At 65.2% G+C, this 19,286-nt stretch carries 20 protein-coding genes; 12 read left to right on the top strand and 8 right to left on the bottom strand.

From position 1 onward, the window contains the following. Positions 1-89 precede the first annotated feature (89 nt). From HNP98_RS20125 to trpS, 10 genes are all read left to right on the top strand, one after another. Entirely contained in the window at positions 90-845 is a 756-nt protein-coding gene (locus HNP98_RS20125; protein WP_173811981.1) for a LytR/AlgR family response regulator transcription factor, read from the top strand. A gap of 79 nt (positions 846-924) precedes the next feature. Beyond that, entirely contained in the window at positions 925-2,766 is a 1,842-nt protein-coding gene (locus HNP98_RS20120) for a glycosyltransferase (RefSeq protein ID WP_173811980.1), read from the top strand. Between the two features lie 5 nt (positions 2,767-2,771). Continuing rightward, a complete protein-coding gene (locus tag HNP98_RS20115; protein ID WP_173811979.1) occupies positions 2,772-3,626 on the top strand; it encodes a DUF4198 domain-containing protein in 855 nt (284 codons plus the stop codon). A gap of 60 nt (positions 3,627-3,686) precedes the next feature. After that, positions 3,687-4,061, top strand: a complete 375-nt coding sequence (locus HNP98_RS20110; protein ID WP_109656031.1) for an STAS domain-containing protein — start codon at positions 3,687-3,689, stop codon at positions 4,059-4,061. Between the two features lie 187 nt (positions 4,062-4,248). Further along, positions 4,249-5,160, top strand: a complete 912-nt coding sequence (locus tag HNP98_RS20105; protein ID WP_173811978.1) for a ribonuclease Z — start codon at positions 4,249-4,251, stop codon at positions 5,158-5,160. Positions 5,161-5,170: 10 nt separating this feature from the next. Next, positions 5,171-5,923, top strand: coding sequence for a queuosine precursor transporter (locus tag HNP98_RS20100; protein ID WP_173811977.1), 753 nt, complete (start codon positions 5,171-5,173; stop codon positions 5,921-5,923). A gap of 26 nt (positions 5,924-5,949) precedes the next feature. Further along, complete coding sequence (locus tag HNP98_RS20095; RefSeq protein ID WP_173811976.1) at positions 5,950-6,561, top strand: hypothetical protein; 612 nt, start codon at positions 5,950-5,952, stop codon at positions 6,559-6,561. An 81-nt stretch (positions 6,562-6,642) separates the two neighbouring features. Beyond that, a complete protein-coding gene (locus tag HNP98_RS20090; RefSeq protein WP_173811975.1) occupies positions 6,643-7,281 on the top strand; it encodes a hypothetical protein in 639 nt (212 codons plus the stop codon). A gap of 38 nt (positions 7,282-7,319) precedes the next feature. Then, a complete protein-coding gene (locus HNP98_RS20085; protein WP_173811974.1) occupies positions 7,320-7,970 on the top strand; it encodes a hypothetical protein in 651 nt (216 codons plus the stop codon). Between the two features lie 11 nt (positions 7,971-7,981). Then, the gene (trpS, locus tag HNP98_RS20080; RefSeq protein ID WP_173811973.1) at positions 7,982-8,959 is read left to right on the top strand and encodes a tryptophan--tRNA ligase; all 978 of its coding nucleotides are present in this window, start codon (positions 7,982-7,984) and stop codon (positions 8,957-8,959) included. Positions 8,960-9,153: 194 nt separating this feature from the next. On the opposite strand, the gene HNP98_RS20075 is transcribed toward trpS, so the two are convergent. The 4 genes from HNP98_RS20075 to HNP98_RS20060 all read right to left on the bottom strand — a co-directional run bounded on the left by HNP98_RS20075 (position 9,154) and on the right by HNP98_RS20060 (position 12,185). Beyond that, a complete protein-coding gene (locus HNP98_RS20075; protein ID WP_246275248.1) occupies positions 9,154-10,074 on the bottom strand; it encodes a hypothetical protein in 921 nt (306 codons plus the stop codon). Positions 10,075-10,382: 308 nt separating this feature from the next. Next, on the bottom strand, positions 10,383-11,036 hold the full coding sequence (locus HNP98_RS20070; protein WP_217425850.1) for an ATP-binding cassette domain-containing protein: 654 nt from the start codon (positions 11,034-11,036) through the stop codon (positions 10,383-10,385). 35 nt (positions 11,037-11,071) lie between these two features. Then, entirely contained in the window at positions 11,072-11,404 is a 333-nt protein-coding gene (locus HNP98_RS20065) for a hypothetical protein (protein ID WP_173811971.1), read from the bottom strand. 43 nt (positions 11,405-11,447) lie between these two features. Then, positions 11,448-12,185, bottom strand: a complete 738-nt coding sequence (locus HNP98_RS20060; RefSeq protein WP_173811970.1) for a class I SAM-dependent methyltransferase — start codon at positions 12,183-12,185, stop codon at positions 11,448-11,450. Between the two features lie 172 nt (positions 12,186-12,357). Between HNP98_RS20060 and HNP98_RS20055 the strand changes: the two genes are divergently transcribed. Then, positions 12,358-14,049 carry a DEAD/DEAH box helicase gene (locus HNP98_RS20055; protein ID WP_380267745.1) on the top strand — a complete coding sequence of 564 codons (1,692 nt, stop codon included), beginning with the start codon at positions 12,358-12,360 and terminating at the stop codon, positions 14,047-14,049. Between the two features lie 248 nt (positions 14,050-14,297). Here HNP98_RS20055 and HNP98_RS20050 read toward each other — a convergent pair whose 3' ends face one another. The 4 genes from HNP98_RS20050 to argS all read right to left on the bottom strand — a co-directional run bounded on the left by HNP98_RS20050 (position 14,298) and on the right by argS (position 18,629). After that, on the bottom strand, positions 14,298-15,191 hold the full coding sequence (locus HNP98_RS20050; RefSeq protein ID WP_173811969.1) for a 1,4-dihydroxy-2-naphthoate polyprenyltransferase: 894 nt from the start codon (positions 15,189-15,191) through the stop codon (positions 14,298-14,300). A gap of 176 nt (positions 15,192-15,367) precedes the next feature. Continuing rightward, positions 15,368-15,952, bottom strand: coding sequence for a glutathione peroxidase (locus HNP98_RS20045; RefSeq protein ID WP_173811968.1), 585 nt, complete (start codon positions 15,950-15,952; stop codon positions 15,368-15,370). Positions 15,953-16,039: 87 nt separating this feature from the next. Beyond that, positions 16,040-16,621: an LOG family protein gene (locus tag HNP98_RS20040; RefSeq protein WP_173811967.1), complete on the bottom strand. Its 582-nt coding sequence runs from the start codon at positions 16,619-16,621 to the stop codon at positions 16,040-16,042. A gap of 214 nt (positions 16,622-16,835) precedes the next feature. After that, positions 16,836-18,629 carry an arginine--tRNA ligase gene (argS, locus tag HNP98_RS20035; RefSeq protein ID WP_173811966.1) on the bottom strand — a complete coding sequence of 598 codons (1,794 nt, stop codon included), beginning with the start codon at positions 18,627-18,629 and terminating at the stop codon, positions 16,836-16,838. A 317-nt stretch (positions 18,630-18,946) separates the two neighbouring features. Here argS and HNP98_RS20030 point away from each other — a divergent pair. Next, positions 18,947-19,286 (top strand): hypothetical protein (locus HNP98_RS20030; protein ID WP_173811965.1); only part of this gene is annotated, 340 nt, incomplete at its 3' end.

Below are 19,286 nucleotides of genomic sequence, written 5' to 3'. Positions count from 1 at the left end.
ATGCCTCGGCTGCGCTCGGCATGACGGCCTTTTCGGACAACCAACAACAACCAACGAACAACTGACAACCAATAACTAACAACTAAAATATGCTCCGCTGCATCGCCGTTGACGACGAGCCCGCCGCCACCCGGCTGCTGGCCGCCTACATCCAGAAAATCCCGACGCTGGCGCTGGTGGGCACCACCACCAACCCGCTCGAAGCCCTGCAATGGGTGCAGGAAGGCCGCGTTGATTTGGTGTTCCTCGACATCCAGATGCCGGAGCTGACGGGCCTGCAATTCCTGAAAATCTGCGGCCACCGCTGCCGGGTCGTCCTCACCACCGCCTACCCCGAGTACGCCCTCGACGGCTACGAGCACGACGTGGTGGACTACCTGCTCAAGCCCGTGGCCTTCGACCGGTTTTTGCGCGCCGTGCAGAAAGCCCAGGCGCTGGTGCCGGCCGGGGCCCCGGTCCTGGCCCCGCCGCCGGTGGTGGGGGCCCCAGCGGCCGACTACCTGTTCGTGAAGGGCGAGAGCAAAAACAAGTTTCTGCGGCTCAACTACGCCGATATTCTGTACGTGGAGGCCCTGAAAAACTACGTGTCCATCGCGGTGCCGGGCCAGCGCGTCGTCACCTACCAAACGCTGAAGGACCTGGCCCAGCAGCTGCCGCGGCCGGCGTTTCTGCGGGTGCATAAATCTTTTGTGGTGGCGCTGGACAAAATCAAGCTCGTGGACGGCCACACGGTGTACGTGGGCGAGGCGGCCATTCCGCTGGGCGAAACCTACCGCGAGGAGTTTTTCCAACGCATTCGGGCCCAAAACCAGCCGGAGGGCCCCGGCGGGCCGTACCGAAAATAAGTGGCGGCGGGCGCGGTCCGTGTTCCCGGCCCGGCTTACCTTTCGCCGCCGCTGTTCCTCCCGCCCTTCCCGCCCGCCCATGCCCACGAGCCTTGCCCCCGCCCCCGACGCCCTGTTGCCCGACGCCCTGCTGATTGAAGTGGCCTGGGAGGTTTGCAACCAAGTCGGTGGCATCTACACCGTTATCCGCTCCAAAGTGCCGGCCACCGTGCCCGCCTGGGGCGAGCGGTACTGCCTGCTGGGGCCCTACTTCGCCCACATGGCCCAGGGCGAGTTCGAGAACTACGAAGACCACCACCTCGACCTGATGGACGACCCCTACGCCGTGGCCGTGCGCCAGCTGCGGGCCGCGGGCTACGACATCTGCTTCGGCACCTGGCTCGTGACGGGCCGCCCCCGGGTGGTGCTCATCAACCCCTTCCAGGCCTACGGCCGGCTGGGCCAAATCAAGGCCGACCTCTGGGAGCGCCACGGCATCCCGATGCCCGACAACGACGACCTGCTGCACCAGGTGGTGGCCTTCGGGGAGCTGTCCCGGATTTTCATCCAAACCGTGGCCGCCATCCAGGCCGGAAAGCAGCGCCTGCTGGTGCATTTCCACGAGTGGATGACGGGCGTGGCCATCCCGGAGCTGCGGCGCGAGCGCACCCCGGCGCACCTCGTGTTCACGACGCACGCCACGCTGCTCGGCCGCTACCTGGCCATGAACGACCCCGACTTCTACGACCACCTCATGCGCGTGGACTGGCTGGCCGAGAGCCGCCACTTCAACATCGAGCCGGCCGTGACGATGGAACGGGCCGCCGCCCACGGCAGCCACGTGTTCACGACGGTGAGCGAGCTGACGGTGCGCGAGTGCATCTACCTGCTGGACCGCATGCCCGACGCCGTGCTGCCCAACGGCCTCAACATCGAGCGGTTCGTGGCCGGCCACGAGTTCCAGAACCTGCACCAGCTCTACAAGGCCAAGATTAACGAGTTCGTGATGGCGCACTTTTTCCACTCGTACTCCTTCGAGCTGGACAAGACGCTGTACTTCTTCACCTCGGGCCGCTACGAGTACCACAACAAGGGCTTCGACCTGACCCTGGAGGCCCTGGCCCGCCTCAACTACCGCCTCCAGCAGGGCGGCGTCGACGTGCAGGTGGTGATGTTTTTCATCACCAAGCGGCCCTTCACCAGCATCAACCCGCAGGTGCTGGAGCGCCGCGCCGTGCTGGAAGAAGTGCGCCAGACCTGCCGCGCCATCGAGGAGCAGGTGGGCGAGCGGCTGTTCTACGCCGCCGCCGCCAGCTCCGACCACCGCCTGCCCGAGCTGGGCTCGATGGTGGACGACTACTGGAAGCTGCGCTACCGCCGCACGCTGCAAAGCTGGAAATCCAACGCCCTGCCCCCGGTCATCACCCACAACCTGGTGGACGACCAAAACGACGACATCCTCAACTACCTGCGCCGCGCCAACCTGCTGAACTACCAGCACGACCGGGTAAAAATCGTGTACCACCCCGACTTTGTGTCCACCACCTCGCCGCTCTTCGGCATGGAGTACGGGCAGTTCGTGCGGGGCACCCACCTGGGCGTGTTCCCGAGCTACTACGAGCCCTGGGGCTACACGCCCCTGGAGTGCGTGGCCCGCGGCGTGCCGGCCGTTACGAGCGACCTCTCGGGCTTCGGCGACTACGCCCTGCAAAACGTGCCCGACCCCGAGCAGAAAGGCATTTTCGTGGTGCACCGCCAGGAGCGCACCTTCGATGAATCGGCCGAGGAGCTGACCGAGATGCTCTGGCAGTTCGTGCTGCTGAGCCGCCGCGACCGGATTCAGCAGCGCAACAACGTGGAAAGCCACGCCGACCTGTTCGACTGGAAAAACCTGCGCGTGTACTACGACCGCGCCTACGCCCTGGCCCTGGAGCGGCAGTAGCGGGCATGAAGGCGCATTTTCCCATCCGCGGGGCAGCGCTGCTGCTGGCCGCGGCGGCGGCTTCGGGGGCCCTGGCCCACGAGTTCTGGCTCCAGCCCGCCCGCTTCCGCCTGCTGCCGGGCGAAACCGTGTACGTGCGGCCCCTGGTGGGCGAAAGCTTCCGGGGCGAGCCCTGGGGCAACGGGGCCCGCAAAATCCTGCGCTTTGGGCGCTACGGCCCCGTGCCGGCCGACACCGCCGACCTGACGCCCGCGCCCGGCGGGGCCCCGGCCGACACGTTTCGCACCGCCGTGGCCTTTGCCCGGCCCGGCACCCACCTGGTGGTGCTGCGCAGCAACTTCGCGTTCATCGAGCTGCCCGGCGAGAAGTTCACCGCCTACCTGCGCGAAGAAGGGCTGGAGCTGGCCCTGCGCCGCCGCCAGGAGCGGGCCCAGCAGGCCCTGCCCGGCCGCGAGGCCTACCGCCGCTGCGCCAAGGCCCTGGTGCAGGTGGGGCTCACGGCCTCGGCGGCCGACACCGCCTACCGCCGGGTGCTGGGCCTGCCCTTCGAGCTGGTGCCCGAGCAAAATCCCTACCGCCTGGCCCCCGGCGCGGCCCTCACCGTGCGGGTGCTGCGGGCCGGCCAGCCGGTGCGCGGGGCCCTGGTGCAGGTGTGGCAGCAGCAGCCGGCGGGCCAGCCCACGGGGCACTTCGTGACCCACGCCAACCAAAGCGGGCGCGTGCTGTTGCGCCTGTTGGGGCCGGGCCCTTACCTGGTGGCCGCCGTCGACATGGCCGAAGCCCCGGCGGCTCTGCGCGACCGGGCCGATTGGCTCAGCACCTGGGCTTCGCTCACGTTCGCGGGGCCCGTGCTGCGCTAGGGCCTTGCGCGTTTTTTCTCTACCTTCGTTGCTTTAATACTTATCTCCCGCTCCCGCCGCATGAAGTACGCCATCGATAAAAAAGAAAGCTACACCGTCATCACCATCGACGAGAAAAAGCTGGACACCACCGTCGCCCCGGACCTCAAATCGGAGTTTGTTAAGCTCAACGCTGAAGGTATTAACAACCTGATCCTGGACCTGTCCAACGTAAAATACACCGATTCGTCGGGCCTCAGCTCCATCCTTATCGCCAACCGCTTGTGCAACTCTACCGGGGGCCTGTTGGTGCTCACCGGCCTGCAAGACCACGTGCTTAAGCTCATCACTATCAGCAAGCTGGAGTCGGTGCTGCACATCCTGCCCACCGTGGAGGAAGGCATCGACCGGGTGTTTTTGCACGCCATCGAGCGCGACCTGACGGACAAAGAGTAGTTTTTATTGAGCGGCTGCCTTGATACGGCACATGGTTTTTGGCTGTCAGCTGTTAGCCTTCCTTGGGGGTGCTACCGTTGGCAGCCAATTTCTTTTTGCTGAATGGCCAACTATTCTGAATTCTTATTGAAAAGAGCTACCTGTTGCCAACTGATGGCTAACAGCTTATAATCAACGGCTTACTATTTTGACTTTCGAGCTGCGAATTTTGGGCTCGGCGTCGGCCACGCCGGTGCTGGGCCGCCACCCCACGGCCCAGGCCCTCACCGTGGGCGGGGCCCACTACCTCGTCGATTGCGGCGAGGGCACCCAGTGGCGCCTGCTCGAATACCGCAGCCGCCTCAACCAACTGAAGGCCATCTTCATCTCGCACCTGCACGGCGACCACTACTTCGGCATTTTCGGGTTGCTGGGTACCCTGCACTTGCAGGGCCGCACCCGCCCGCTCGTCATCGTCGGCCCCCCGGGCCTCGACGACGTGCTCCTGGCCCAGATGCGGGCGTCGGGCACGAAGCTGGCCTACGCCATGGAGTTCGTCGCCGTCGATACCGAAGTCCACGCCGGGGTGTACGAGGACCAGCACATCACCGTGGCCTCGCTGCCCATGCGCCACCGCATTCCGTGCGCCGGCTACCTGTTTGCCGAGCAGCCGCGCCGCCCCCGCCTGCTGAAGGAGCGCCTGCCCGCCGGCCTCAGCGCCGCCCAGCTGGCCCGCCTCGCCGAGGGCCACGACCTGGCCCCCGACGACCGGCAGCCCGGCCTGCGCCACGCCGACGTGTCGGCCCCCGCCGCGCCGCCGCGCCGCTACGCCTTCTGCTCCGACACGCTCTACACCCCCGCCCTGGCCGACCTCGTGCGCGGGGCCGACCTGCTCTACCACGAGGCCACCTTTCTGGAAGACCTGCGCGAGCGGGCCGCCCAAACCCACCACAGCACCGCCCGCCAGGCCGCCCTGCTGGCCCGCGACGCGGGCGTGGGCCGCCTGCTCATCGGCCACTTTTCCAGCCGCTACAAGGCCCTAGAGCCGCTGCTGGCCGAGGCCCGCGCCGTGTTTCCCACCGCCGAGCTGGCCCTCGAAGGGCTGATGGTGAGCCTATAACCGCTGCCGTATGCCCGCCCCTTTTGCCCACCGCAAACAGCAACTGTACCTGGTGCTGAGCAGCATTTTTTTGGTGAACGCGCTGCTGGCCGAAATCATCGGGGTCAAGATTTTTTCGGTGGCCAAGCTCACCGGCTTTCTGCCCGGCAACCTCACGGCCGGCGTGCTCATCTGGCCCGTCGTGTTCGTCACCACCGACATCATCAACGAGTACTTCGGCAAGGCGGGCGTGCTGCGCGTGAGCTACCTCACGATGGGGCTCATCCTGTTCGCCTTCGGGGTCATCTACCTCACCACCCGGCTGCCCCCGGCCGATTTTTGGCTCGACGTGAACAAGGCCGACAACCTGGGCCGGCCGTTCAGCATCGACTTTGCCTACCAAAGCATTTTCCGGCAGGGGCTGGGCATCATCACGGGCTCCATTGTGGCCTTCATCATCGGGCAGCTGCTCGACGCCAGCATCTTCGACGCCCTCCGCCGGGCCACCGGGGGCCGCCTCATCTGGCTGCGGGCCACGGGCTCGACGCTGGTGTCGCAGCTCGTGGACAGCTTCGTGGTGCTGTACGTGGCGTTCTACGTGTTCGGCAACTGGAGCCTGGCGCAGGTGGTGAGCGTGGCCAACTTCAACTATTGGTACAAATTTGCCGCCGCCATCCTGCTCACGCCCGTGCTCTACCTGGCCCACTTCCTGATTGACCGCTACCTCGGCCCCGCCGACACGCTGGAGCTGCAGCAGGAAGCCGCGGCCAACGACAGTGTGTGAGCCCAACCCCTCTTTCCACCCTTTCCATGCTCAAAAACACGCTTTTCCTACTGGCCCTGCTACTGCCCGCGGCGGCCCGGGCGCAGCCCCGCGGGCCGGGCACCTACGCGCTGGCCAGCGACCCCCACAAAAGCTACCGCGGGGCCCTGCTGCTGAGCGAAAGCGGCCTCCGGGTCAAAGACGAAGCGGGCAACGCGTCCCGGATTGCGCCCGAGGTCCTGGCCTACGCGAAGACCGACGACGGCCGGGTGTTCGTGCCAGCGGCCGGGTTCCTGGTGCCCAGCGGCGCTACTTACCAAAAGATGGGGCCCACCCTGGTGGAGCGGCTCGACAGCGGCCGCGTGTGCCTGCTGCGCTACGAATCGGCCACGGCCGGGGTGCTCCGCTACGACGGCGCGTACGAGCGCACGAGCCAGGTGAGCGTGTACCTCGCGCGCCCGGCCGGGGCGGCCGAGGCCGTCAGCCTGCCCGCCTACGCCTGGACCAACCAGGGCGCGAAGCTGCACGCCGCCCTGCGGCCCTACGCCGCGGGCCGCCCCGATTTGCTGGCCCTGCTGGACGGCTCGGCCGTGCGCGACGACACCCTGCCCGCGTTTTTTCGGGCCCTCAACTCCGGCCAGCCCTTCGTGAAGCCCTGAACATGCGGCGCACTTGCTACCTTACCCGAGTCATTTTAGTGAGGCAATAATTATTTCTATCTTATCTACCTGTTAATCATCATGCTGCGCTTATCGTTTGCCCGCCACTGCCTGGTGGGCCTGGCCGGGGCCCTCGCCATGGCCGCGCTGCCACCGGGCCGGGCCCACGCCCAGTTCCTGCTCGCGCCGGGCCACTACCAGCTGGCCAACGGGGCCCAGGGCGACGCCGACCTGAAGCTGGTGCTGGCCGAAGACGCCAAGCCCGGGGCCCTGGCCGGCGTCCGCAACGGCCAGGAGCGCAGCTTCCGCCCCGCCCAGGTAGCGGCCTTCACCGTTGACGGCCACGCGTTTGCCCGGCAGGACGGCTTCAAGCTCCGCGCCGGCTTCGACGCGAAATTTGCCGACCCGGCCCTGCTGGAAACCGTGGTGGCCGACGGCCCCGTGGAGCTGTTTTACTACTACTACGTGGCCCCGATGGGCCCCATCAAGGCCCACATCGCGCTGGCCGTGCTGCGCAAGCGCGGCACCGCCAACTTCTTCGTGTACAGCCCCAAGCACGCCCCGGGCCTCGACGCTCGCCAGGCCCTGAGCCCGCTCGTGGCCGGCCTGTTCCCCGCCGACCCAGTGTTGCAGCGGCAGCTGGTGGCTAACCAGATTACCCGGGCCCAGCTGGCCGATTTGGTGCGCGCCTATAACCAAGGCGTGCGGATGAAACCCTGATTATTTTTTTATCCCTAACCATTCTATTTCTTTACGCCATGCGCCTGCTATTCGTATTCATTGGGTTATTGTTGCCACAGGTGCTGTGGGCCCAGTTTTTTAATTCTTTCGAGCCCGGCTCTTACCGATTGGTCAACAGCCCCGGCGTGCGCCACCAAGGCCAGCTGAAGCTGCGGGGCAACGACCAATTGGTGGTGGAAGATGCGGACGGCAAAAAAACCAGGTTCGCTCCACAGGAAGTCGCTTCCTTTCAGATGGGCGGGCACAAATACGTCACCGCGGGCAACTTCACATTGGGTTCCGGCCCGTTTATTAAAACCGTGGACCTGGCCTTTGTAGAGCGGCTCGACAGCGGCTACGTGTCGTTGTTGCGCTACACCTACCCGACGGGTGGGGCCCCGATGGTGGGGGCCGGCGGCGCGATGGTGGGCGGCGGCGGGTCCACCGGCGTCTTATATCTGTTGAAATGGGTGCAGGAGGCAGACGTTTCGCCCATCCCGTCCAGTGGCCTGCTGGGCGGCGGCAAAAAATTCAGGGAAGCACTCCAACGCCACCTCGCCAACCGGCCCGACCTGACCGAACTGTTGGAAGCCAAGCGGTTCACCACCGACGATTTGCCCGGCATTGTGCACGCGCTCAACACGGGTACCGATTACGTGCCGGCTCCCCTGCCGGACACCGCACACTGATTCTCATTTCCATGTCCCGCATCCTCACCGGCATCCAAAGCACGGGCCGCCCGCACCTGGGCAACCTACTCGGGGCCATCCTCCCGGCCATCGAGCTGTCGAAGAACCCGGCCAACGACTCGCTCTACTTCATCGCCGACTTGCACTCGCTCACCACCGTGCGCGACCCCGACGTGCTGCGCCAGAACACCTACGCCGTGGCCGCCGCCTGGCTCGCTTGTGGCTTCGATACCGCGAAAAACCTGTTCTACCGGCAGTCCGACGTGCCCCAGGTGACCGAGCTGACCTGGTACCTGTCGTGCTTCACGCCCTACCCGATGCTGGCCAACGCGCACAGCTTCAAGGACAAGAGCGACAAGCTCTCGGACGTGAACGCCGGCCTCTTTACCTACCCGGTGCTGATGGCGGCCGACATCCTGCTCTACGACGCCGAGATTGTGCCCGTGGGCAAAGACCAGGTGCAGCACCTCGAAATTGCCCGCGACATCGCCCAGGCCTTCAACGCCCGCTACGGCGACACGCTGGTGCCGCCCCAGGCCCGCGTCGACGCCGAGCTGATGACCATCCCCGGCACCGACGGCCTGAAGATGAGCAAGAGCTACGGCAACACCATCGACATCTTCCTGCCGGAGAAGGAGTTGCAGAAGGTCATCCGCAAAATCATCACCGACGGCAAAGACCTCGCCGACCCCAAAGACCCGGACACCGACGTTACCTTCAAGCTGTACTCGCTGCTGGCCCCGCCCGCCGACACCGCCGAGCTGCGCCGCCTGTACCTGGCCGGCGGCTACGGCTACGGCCACGCCAAGCAGGCCCTGTTCGAGCTGATTCTGAAGCGCTTCGCCGCCGAGCGCGAGCGGTTCGACTTCTACATGGCCAACCTGCCCGAAATAGACAAGCAGTTGGCCATCGGGGCCCGCCGGGCCCAGGCCTACGGGGCCGGCGTGCTAGCGAAGGTGCGGGCCAAGGTGGGTTATGGCGTTGTCTGAACCGCAGATTAAGTGGATTTAACGGATAAGAACGGATTCCAACGGCCTCCTCTTCTGCAACAAAAAGGCCACTCTACGAGTGGCCTTTTTGTTGGGGTTTAGAAATTCCAGCTAGCGGCCCAAAGCTCCTCTCACCAAATATTTAAAGGCTATTGAAATCCGTTCTTATCCGTTAAATCCACTTAATCTGCGGTTCAGACGACCTGCTCGTGGGAGAAGCTGAAGCCGACTTTGCTGCCGCGGCTCACCTGCTGGTTTTCCAACTTTTGCTTGACGTTGATTTTCTGAATCTCGGTGAGCGGCGGGGCAATCAGGTCGTTGTTGACGGCGGCAATCATGGCGCTTTCCACGAACAGGCGCATGGCGTCGGTCGTCAGCACGTTGTCCGACATGTCGTTGTTGGGCAGCTCCAGCTGTTGCACGCCTTCGAGGAAGTAGTGGTTTTCGATGTTGACGAGCAGGCGGCCCACGAGGTATCCCGGGTCGTTCAGGCGCTGGTACTTGATGCTGTCGGCCATGAAGTTGTAGGCCATGATGTGGCCAAAAAAGCGCCGCCGGAAATCGGCTTGGACGTAGGCGCTGGGCATGGGGCCGTACTCGTCGGCAAACGTGACGATGTTGGAGTGCATGACGAACACCAGCAAATCGCCCGAAAACCGGATGTGGAACTCCATGTCGTTGATGGAGCGGTACTCCAGCACCACGCTGGCGTCGAGGGGCGGGCGCTTGTGGGCCAGCTCCAGCACCAGCTCCTGCGAGACCAGGCGCAGGCATTCGAACGCCGCGAGCGTGTTGCGGAAGATGGCCTGCTTGGCGGTGGATTTCTGCTTGAGGCCGTCGAAAATCTGGTCGAGGCGGTCGGCGGGGGCCTCGGTGGGCGAGCCGGCTTCGGCGGTGGGCTGGTCGTTGGTAGCGGTGGCCCCGCTGTGCACGGTTTCGGCCGGGGCAGCGGGGGCTTCGGCCGGGATAAGGGCTTCCTTCTTAGGGCTTTTAGGAACCCGGCTGGCCTTTTTCCGGGCGGGCGCGGGGGTGGCCACCAAGTCGGTAGCGGGCCGCGGCTCGGCCGGCGCGAACAGCTCGGGGGCGGCGGGGGCTTTATTGGATAGCTTGGCCATGATAGAGTAAGTAATTTATGAAATAAAACGGGATAGCTAGTACTGGCAAGAATAAAGGTTTACTGTCAAAATACCAAAAGCAAAATTTACATCTATTAATTAACATACTGACTTACAGATAATTATTTTTTAATTTATTTTAAAGCACCTGGCGCAAGTACCTAATTTCAGTATAACATAGCTGCGTTAACCCTCGGCTTCCATCGTTTCGCCCGTTTGACCACGGCGTTTTTGGAGCTGGGACAAACGGGTGCCGCCCCCGCGCACCCGGCCCGCAAACCACCGCGCCGGCCGCGCCGGGGCCCTGCTCAGGCCGCCAGGTACCCGTGGTCGCGCAGCTCGGGGCCGGGGTTGGCCCCCAGCTTCAGCAGGCGGCCCTGGTGCAGCAGGTACACCACGTCGCACAGCGGCAGCACCTCGGCGTGGCGGTGGTCGGTGAGGAGCAGGCCTTTGCGCTGCCGGGCCCGCTGCATCTCCGCGCCCAGCGTTTCGAGGTGCACGGGCATGATGCCGGTAAATGGCTCGTCGAACAACGAAAACGCGGTGTCGGCGTGGAGCAGCAGCAGCATGTGCAGCAAGCGGGCCGTGCCGCCCGAAAGCTCGCCGGGGCGGGCCTCCAGCTGCGCCCGCAGCTCGGGGAAACTGGCCGTGGCCTGCGCCCAATCGACGCGCAACAGCCGGGCCGCCTGCCGCAGCGACACGCCGGGCGGCAGCAGCGGCGCTTGCGGCAGGTAGTTGAGCAGGCCCGGCGTGCGGAAGGCGGGCACGGCCCGGCGGCCGTTCACGCGCACCGAGGCATCGGCCACGCACCGGGCCCCGAACACGGCTTGCAGCAGCGTGGATTTGCCGCTGCCGTTGCGCCCGAGCAGGCCCACCACCTGGCCGGTTTGCACCCGCAGGTAGATGTCGGTCAGCACCGGCCGGCCGCCGAACGCCACCCGGATGCCGTCGGCTTCGAGCACGTGCGGGCCCGCGGCGCGGAATGCGGGGCCCCGGCTCACGCGGCCAGGGCCGTTGCGGCGGCCGCCGTGCCGAGGAAGAGCAGCCCGTCCAGCACGGCCACGCCGGCCCACAAGCGCCCGCGCGATACCCCCAGGTTGTAGTAAAACCAGTACTGCTGGGGGCGCAGCTGCTCGGCCAGGTACCACACCGCGGGGCCCGTGGCCAGCTTAAGCAGCAACAGCATCGGCAATAAGCCCCGGGCCCGGCCCTCGCGCAACGCGGGCACCAAAACCGCCAGCACTATCAGCGCCGAGATGCCCAGCGTAAACGGCGCGACGCCGCGGTAGAACAGCAGCACCGCCCGCAACCGGGTAGCCAGTGGGGTCATAAAAATCAGGAATAAATGGCTCGCCAACGCGGTGAACCTGTGATTATTTCACCCGCCCGGCCCGGGCGAATACGGGGAATATCACCGCCCGCTCACCGGGGCCCCAGGCCTGCGTCAGGGCCTCGGCCACCAGCGCCACGGGGTCGGTGCCGTGCTGTTTTTGGTAGTTCTGCACGCTCGACCAGGTGCGCAGGTAATCGAGGTACCAGGCGGCCGACCACTGCCGCTGCTCGGCAAAATGCGCCCGCTGCACGTCGGCAAACGGGAACGGGATGCGGGCGTACTCGTCGTCCACGTGCCAGCGGTTTTCGTCCCAATAGGGTCCCAGCACCTCGCGGTAGAAGTGCCACACGAGCGGGTCGATGGCGGGGCTGATGCGGCCCAGGCCGTAGCCCCACTCGGCCAGCCACGCACCGGGTCCAGCGACGCGGCGCACCTCGCGGTGGTAGGCGGCGTGGTCGAACCAGTGCACGGCCTGGCCCACGGTGATGAGGTCGAACGCGGCATCAGGGAAGGGTGTGTGCTCGGCGCGGGCCGTTTGGTAGTGGAGGTTAGGCCGCGCCGGGGCCTGGGCCAGCTGGTTGGTGCTGAGGTCGGTGGCCTCCACTTCGGCGAAGTGCGCGGCCAGCGCCACGGCCACCTGGCCGTTGCCGGTGGCGCAGTCCCAGGCCCGCTGGCGGCCGGGCACCAGCGGCAACAGCCACGCGTAGAGGGCGGCGGGGTAGTCGATGCGGAAGCGGGCGTAGGCCGCAGCCTGGGCGGAGAAGCGGTCGAGGGACATTTCTGGGCGCTGAGTCGTTGGGGCTTTTGGCGGGGCCGGGCGGCCCGGTGCCCCGGGCCGCCCGGCGCAACCTCAAGCGTGGGCCCCGGGCGTATCTTTACCGTAAATCAAGCGGTTTGCTGGCCAAAAGCACGAGGTCAGCCCAAATTATTCATTTTAAAACAGCTGTCCCGTGACGTTTCACGAATTTAACCTCCACGACGACCTGCTGGCCGGCGTGGACGCCATGAACTACCAGCAGGCCACGCCCGTGCAGGAGCAGGCCATCCCCAAAATCCTGGAAGGCAAAGACCTGATTGCCTGCGCCCAGACCGGCACCGGCAAAACCGCCGCTTACCTGCTGCCGCTGCTCGACAAGATTTCGCACGCCAAGCACGGCCACACCACCACCCTCATCCTGGTGCCCACCCGCGAGCTGGCCACCCAGATCGACGAGCAGGTGATGGGCTTCGGCTACTACGTGGAGGCCAGCTCGATAGCCATTTACGGGGGCGGCAAAAGCGAGGGCTGGGAGCAGCAGAAGCGGGCCCTGACGAGCGGGGCCGACATCATCATCGCCACGCCCGGCCGCCTCATCGCGCACCTGCAGATGGGCTACGTCAAGTTCGACCAAATCAAGTACCTGGTGCTGGACGAGGCCGACAAGATGATGGACATGGGCTTCAGCGACGACATCTTCAACATCGTGCGCCAGCTGCCCAAGCAGCGGCAGACGCTGCTGTTTTCGGCCACCATGCCGAGCAAAATCCGCGACTTCTCGCAGCAGATTCTCACCAATCCCGAAGAGATTCGCCTGGCCGTGAGCAAGCCCGCCGCCGGCATCGACCAGCAGCTGTACATGGCCTTCGACCGCCAGAAGATTTACGTGCTGGAGCACATCATCAAAACCCAGGACGTGCAGAGCATGGTGCTGTTTACGAGCCAGAAAGCGGCCGTGGGCGGCATCGTGAAAGCCGTGAACAAGCTCGGCATTGAGGCCCGCGGCATCAGCTCGGACCGCACCCAGGAGGAGCGCGAGGAAATCATGCGGGCCTTCAAAAACAAGCAGTTCCCCATCCTGGTGGCCACCGACGTGCTCAGCCGCGGCATCGACATCGACAGCCTGAGCCACGTGGTGAACTACGACATTCCGCGCGCCGCCGAGGACTACGTGCACCGCATCGGCCGCACGGCCCGCGCCGCCACCAAGGGCACGGCCATCACCTTCATCTCGGACCAGGACCAGGACCGGGTGCTGAAAATTGAAAAGCTCATCGAGCGCGACCTGGAGAAGCGGGCCATCACCGAGGAGCTGGGCCTGGGCCCCGCCCCGGAGTTCGACCCCAAGCGCTTCGCCGGCCTGGGCGGCAAAATCGGCGGCCGTCCCGCCCGCGGCGGCCACGGCGGTAGCGGCGGCGGCCGGAGCGGCGGCTTCGGCGGGGGCCCCCGCGAGGGCGGCTCGCGCCGCGAAGGCGGTGGCCGCGACGGCGAGCGGCCGCCCCGCCGCGACGCCCCCGACCCCAAAGACCCCCGGCACCTGGAGCGCCTGGCCAACGCCAAAAACGCCCTGGCCGCCCTCGACGCCGGCAGCGCCCCCGCCGTGCCCTACCAGCGCCCCCCGCGCCCCGAAGGCGAAGAGCGCCGCGACCGGGGCCCCCGCCCCGAACGAACCCCGCGCCCCGAAGGCGGGCAGCGCCCCCCGCGCGAGCCCCGGGCCGAAGGCGAAACCCCTGCCAACGGCGAACCCCGCGAGCCCCGCCCCGACGGGGAGCGCCGCCGCAGCCGCGGCGGCCGCAACCGCAACAGAGACGACCGGGGCCCCAAGCCGGAAGGCGGTGCCGAAAGCAGCACTACTTCCAGCGAAACGCCACCTGCCAGCGAATAAAAAAAGCGCGGCCGCCCATGTGGGCGGCCGCGCTTTTTTTATTTAATCAATGCTCAAGTGGGTCGTTCTAGCATCCGCCTCTGCGCTCACCGTCCTAGGGAACCTCACCCCCTAACCCCCTCTCCAAAAAAGAGGGGGAACTAGCCCTAGCATAATCTTCTAGTTTTAGAAGCTAAGGCTAAAAACTAGTTCCCCCTCTTTTTTGGAGAGGGGGTTAGGGGGTGAGGTTCCTTGGGAGCAGGGCAATCCTACACTACCTGCCCCACCCCAAATAGTACCGTGAACACCAGCGTGCTCAGGGCCATGTGCTTCAGTAGCGGATCGATTTGCAGGGATTCCTGGCGCTGCCATACTTGAATGGCGTTGAAGAGCAGCAGCGGGGCAGCTAGCACGTAGAGCCACTGCCAGGGCGAGTGGTAGGTGAGGGTCACAAATACCGTGGCGCAGCCCAGCCCGAACAGCACCAGCAGCCAGTGGTAGCGCCGGGCGTGCCGGGGCCCCAGCCGCACGGGAATCGTGATTTTGCCGGCCAGCACGTCGGATTTAATGTCGCGGATGTTATTAACGTTCAGCACTGCCGTGGCGAAGCATCCCAGCGCGGCAGCGGGCAGCAGCACGGCCAGCGGCAGGGCCCCCGCCTGCAAAAAGTAGGTGCCGCACACGCCCACAATCCCGAAAAAGAGGAACACCGAAATGTCGCCCAGCCCGGCGTAGCCGTATGGCCGGCTGCCCGCGGTGTAGTTCACCGCCGCCCAAATGGCGGCCAGGCCCAGCGCCAGGAAGCCCAGCAGCAGCCAGAGGCCGGCCGTGCCCAGGGCCACCCACAGCAGCAGCAGCCCGCTGGCAAAGGCCAGGGCCCCGCAGATGTACATGCCGCGCTTCATTTGGGTGGGGGTGATGGCCCCGCTTTGCACGGCGCGCTGGGGCCCCTCGCGGTGGATGCTGTCGGCCCCGTTTTGCGAGTCGCCGTAGTCGTTGGCCAGGTTGCTGAGGATTTGCAGGAGAATGGTGGTGAGGGCCGCCAGGGCCACCACGGGGCCGTTGAACAGGCCCGCCGCCTTCGCCAGGAAGCCGCCGGTGAGGATGCTGGCCAGGGCCAGGGGCAAGGTGCGCGGGCGAAACGCGGAAATCCAGGGGGACATAACTGTAGAAAAAAGTAATTAAAAGCAAAAGAACGTCATGCTGAGCGCAGCCGAAGCATCTCTCCCGCAGCAGCACTCCAATCGATTGGAATAGTTGAGCAGGAGAGATGCTTCGGCTGCGCTCAGCATGACGTTCTATTTGCGTCACGCAGGCAACAGCTTGCCGGGGGCAAAAATTACTTGGCCGCGATGTCGGCCAGCAGCTCGGGGCTCAGGGGCGTCACTTTCGAGGGGTAGAACTTCACGACGTGGCCCTGGGCATCGACCAGGTACTTGCAGAAATTCCAGCTCGGAGCGTCGCTCACCGCACCGTTCTTGGTCTTGTCGGCCAGGAACTTGTAGAGCGGGGTGGCGTCGTCGCCCTTCACGGCCACGGTCTGGAACAGGGGGAACGTCACGCCGTAGTTTTTCTCGCAGAACGAGGCCACTTCGGTGTTCGAGGCCAGCTCCTGGTTGAAGCTGTTGGACGGGAAGCCGAGCACGGTCACTTCCTTGCCGTACTTCTTCGACAGCTCCTCCAGCTCCTTGTACTGCGGGGTGAAGCCGCACTTGGAGGCGGTGTTCACGATGAGGATTTTCTTGCCCTTGTACTGGCTCAGCTTCACGTCTTTGCCGTCGATGGACTTCACGGTGAAATCGTACACGGTGGGGGCGGCGGCAGTTTCCATTTTAGGTTGGGGCGAAGCGGTGAAATTCATGGCCGAGAGACCGGCCGTGGCCAGTGCACCCAGGCCCAGCAGGCGCAACAGGGAGTTTTTCATAAAATTGGTGTTGAGGTGGTTGAATTAGAACTTGCCGCTTGAACCGGCGCGGCCGCCGCAAGGTTTGAGGCCCCCATGTTCACAGTGCTACGTGGTGCTGGAATCGAGCCATTTCTCGACTTGCGGCGAGCGGTAGGCGGCCAGCTGCGCGAGCAGGCCGGCGGGGCTGGCATCGGCCAGCAGGGCGGCCCGGTTTTCGGCGCGCAGCAGCTGGTCGTCGCGCATGCGGTCGAGGGCCAGCAGCAGGTGGTCGTAGTAGCCCGCTACGTTCAGCAGGCCCACGGGCTTCTGGTGCAGGCCCAGCTGGCCCCAGGTGAGGACTTCGAACAGCTCCTCCAGGGTGCCGTAGCCGCCGGGCATGGCAATGAAGGCGTCGGCGCGGTCGGCCATCATTAGCTTGCGCTCGTGCATGGTGCGCACCACGTGCAGCTCGGTGCATCCTTTGTGGGCCAGCTCCTTAGCATCCAGAAAACCGGGGATAACGCCAACCACTTTGCCGCCGGCGGCCAGCACCGCATCGGCGATGGTGCCCATCAGGCCCACGCGCCCGCCGCCGTACACCAGCGTGAGGCCCTGGGCAGCCAGTGCGGCCCCCAGGGCCCGGGCCTGGGCCACGTAGGCAGGGTTGGTTCCGGCACTGGAACCGCAGTAGACGGCGACGCTTTTCATTCGGGGGGATTATGGATAAGGGACTGCGGATGAGGGATTATGGATGAGGAAACGGGGCGGGCTGCCGGCTTTTCGCCGGCTGCCCGCTAATCGTTGAATCGGCAGGGAATCGTTGCCCCGGGGCCCTGGGGTTACCTGGGGGCCCTTGGTACCTGACCTGGGGGCCCTGGGGATTACCGGGCAGCCGGCGGAAAAGCCGGCAGCCCGGGCCGGCCTACATGCGCTCGGGTACCTGGATGCCCAGCAGGCCCAGCGTTACCTTGAGTTGCTCGCCCACCCGGGCCGACAGGGCCACGCGCAGGCTGCGCTTTAGCTCATCGGTTTCCTGGAAGATGGAGACTTCGGCGTAGAAGCGGTTGTAGGCTTTGGCCAGGTCGTAGGCGTACTGGGCCACCACGGCGGGCGAGAGGTTGCGGGCGGCGTCGGCCACCACGGCGGGGTAGCGGGCCAGCTCCTGCACCAGCTCGCGCTCGGTGGGCGCCAGGGCCCCCAGGGCCGCAAAATCCGCAGCTTCGGCAATGCCAAGCTCGGCGGCTTTGCGGCGGATGGCGGCGATGCGGGCGTAGCTGTACTGGATAAAGGGCCCCGTGTGCCCCTCCAGCGCCACCGATTCTTCGGGGTTGAAGAGCATGCGCTTTTTGGGGTCCACCTTCAGCAGGTAATACTTTAGGGCCCCCAGGCCGAGCAGGTGGTACAATTCCTCCAGCTCGGCGTCGGACAGGCCTTCGGTTTTGCCTTTTTCCAGGGTGGCGGCTTTGGCGGCGGCCACCACGTCGCGCACCAGCTCGTCGGCGTCCACCACGGTGCCTTCGCGCGACTTCATCTTGCCCGAGGGCAGGTCCACCATGCCGTAGCTGAGGTGGTGGATGGCGGCGGCGTAGGGCTTGCCCAGCTTGGCCAGCGTGGCTTGGAGCACCTGCATGTGGTAGTTCTGCTCGTCGGCGATGACGTAGATGCTGCTGTCGTAGCCGAAATCCTGGTACTTCAGCTCGGCCGTGCCCAGGTCCTGGGTGATGTAGACGCTGGTGCCGTCGGCGCGCAGCAGCAGCTTCTCATCCAGGCCCTCGGCTTGCAAATCGACCCAGACCGAGCCGTTTTCTTTGGTGAAGAACACGCCTTTTTGCAGGCCTTCCTCCACCCGCTCCTTGCCCAGCAGGTAGGTGCCCGATTCGTAGTAGAACTTGTCGAAATCGACGCCGATGGTGGCGTAGGTTTCGGTGAAGCCCTCGTACACCCAGCCGTTCATCTGGTGCCAGAGGGCCATCACGGCTTCGTCGCCGGCTTCCCAGGCTTGCAGCATCTGCTGGGCCTCGGCCATCAGGGGGGCCTGCTTTTTGGCCACTTCGTTGGTCACGCCTTCGGCTTCGAGCTGCCGGATTTCCTCGCGGTAGTGCTTCTCGAACAGCACGTAGTACTTGCCCGCCAGGTGGTCGCCCTTGAGGCCGGCGCTGGCCGGGGTTTCGCCCTGCCCGAAGCGCTGGTAGGCAATCATCGACTTGCAGATGTGGATGCCGCGGTCGTTCACCAGGTTGGCCTTGGTAACGGTGGCGCCGGTGGCCTTCAGGATTTCGGCCACCGAGTAGCCCAGGAAGTTGTTGCGCAAGTGCCCCAGGTGCAGGGGCTTGTTAGTGTTGGGCGACGAGTACTCGACCACCACGCGCTGGGGCCCCCCGGTGGGGACAGGGGCCCCGGCCGGCTGCGCTTGCAGCTGGGCAAACAGCTTCAGCCACTCGGCGTCGGCAATTTCGAGGTTGAGGAAGCCCTTCACCACGTTGAAACCGCTCACGCGGGGCTCGTGGGCCTGCAGCCACTCGCCCAGGGCGCGGCCGATGGGCTCGGGGCCCTGGCCCAGCGCCTTGGTGAGCGGAAACGTGACGAGAGTGAAGCTGCCGGCAAACTCCTTGCGCGTGGGCTGCAAGGCGAGGCTGGCAAGGGGGATTTCGACGCCGAAAACGGCCCGGGCAGCGGTTTGCAGCGCGGTTTTGAGGTCTTGTTCTAACTGTTGCACGGGGCAAAGGTACGGGCTGGCCGTAACCCTATCCCCGCGGCAAAAAGCAGGGCCCCCAGCGTAGGGCCCCAGCGGCGGCGGGCGCGGGGGGACTGGGCTGGGCGGGTGGGGCCCCTCGCGCCGGACGGGCGGGTAGCCTCCCGAAACTTGGAGCGACTTAGGGGCCCTGGTGGTGGCTGGCGGGGCTTGCCTTGGGGCCGGCTTGCTGCATATAGGGTCACTTATTCCGTTTCTGATAATTTAATTATACTGTATGGAAGCCCATCCTGCACCTTCGCCGTTATTTGAAAGATAAATCATTTAATACCCCACGCGAAATGAGCAAATCCACCGAAAAAACCGTCGCCGGGCAGGCCACGAAGCCGGGTGCCGCAGCTGCTAAACCCGCCTATTCCTTCGATTTCAAGATTACCAGTGACGAACAGCACGCGGCCGCCATCGAGCAGATGATAGCCTGGGAGCAAGCCCCGGACGCCGCCGATAACAAAGCCCTGGCCTTACTTGCCGATGCCGTAGAAGCCTACGAAACCACCGAGGGCCACACGCCCGAACCACCGGTAACCCTAAGAGGGTATAGGATAAATCAATCGTCAGGTTTGGATATTGCCCGTTTAGCAAGTCGTCTGAGCATTAAGTTGCTAAGACAGATTTTAATCC

The organism is Hymenobacter caeli (assembly GCF_013294115.1).
Classification (GTDB): domain Bacteria; phylum Bacteroidota; class Bacteroidia; order Cytophagales; family Hymenobacteraceae; genus Hymenobacter; species Hymenobacter caeli.
Note: the sequence above shows the minus strand (reverse complement) of the source record. Positions and strands in the feature narration are given on the sequence as shown.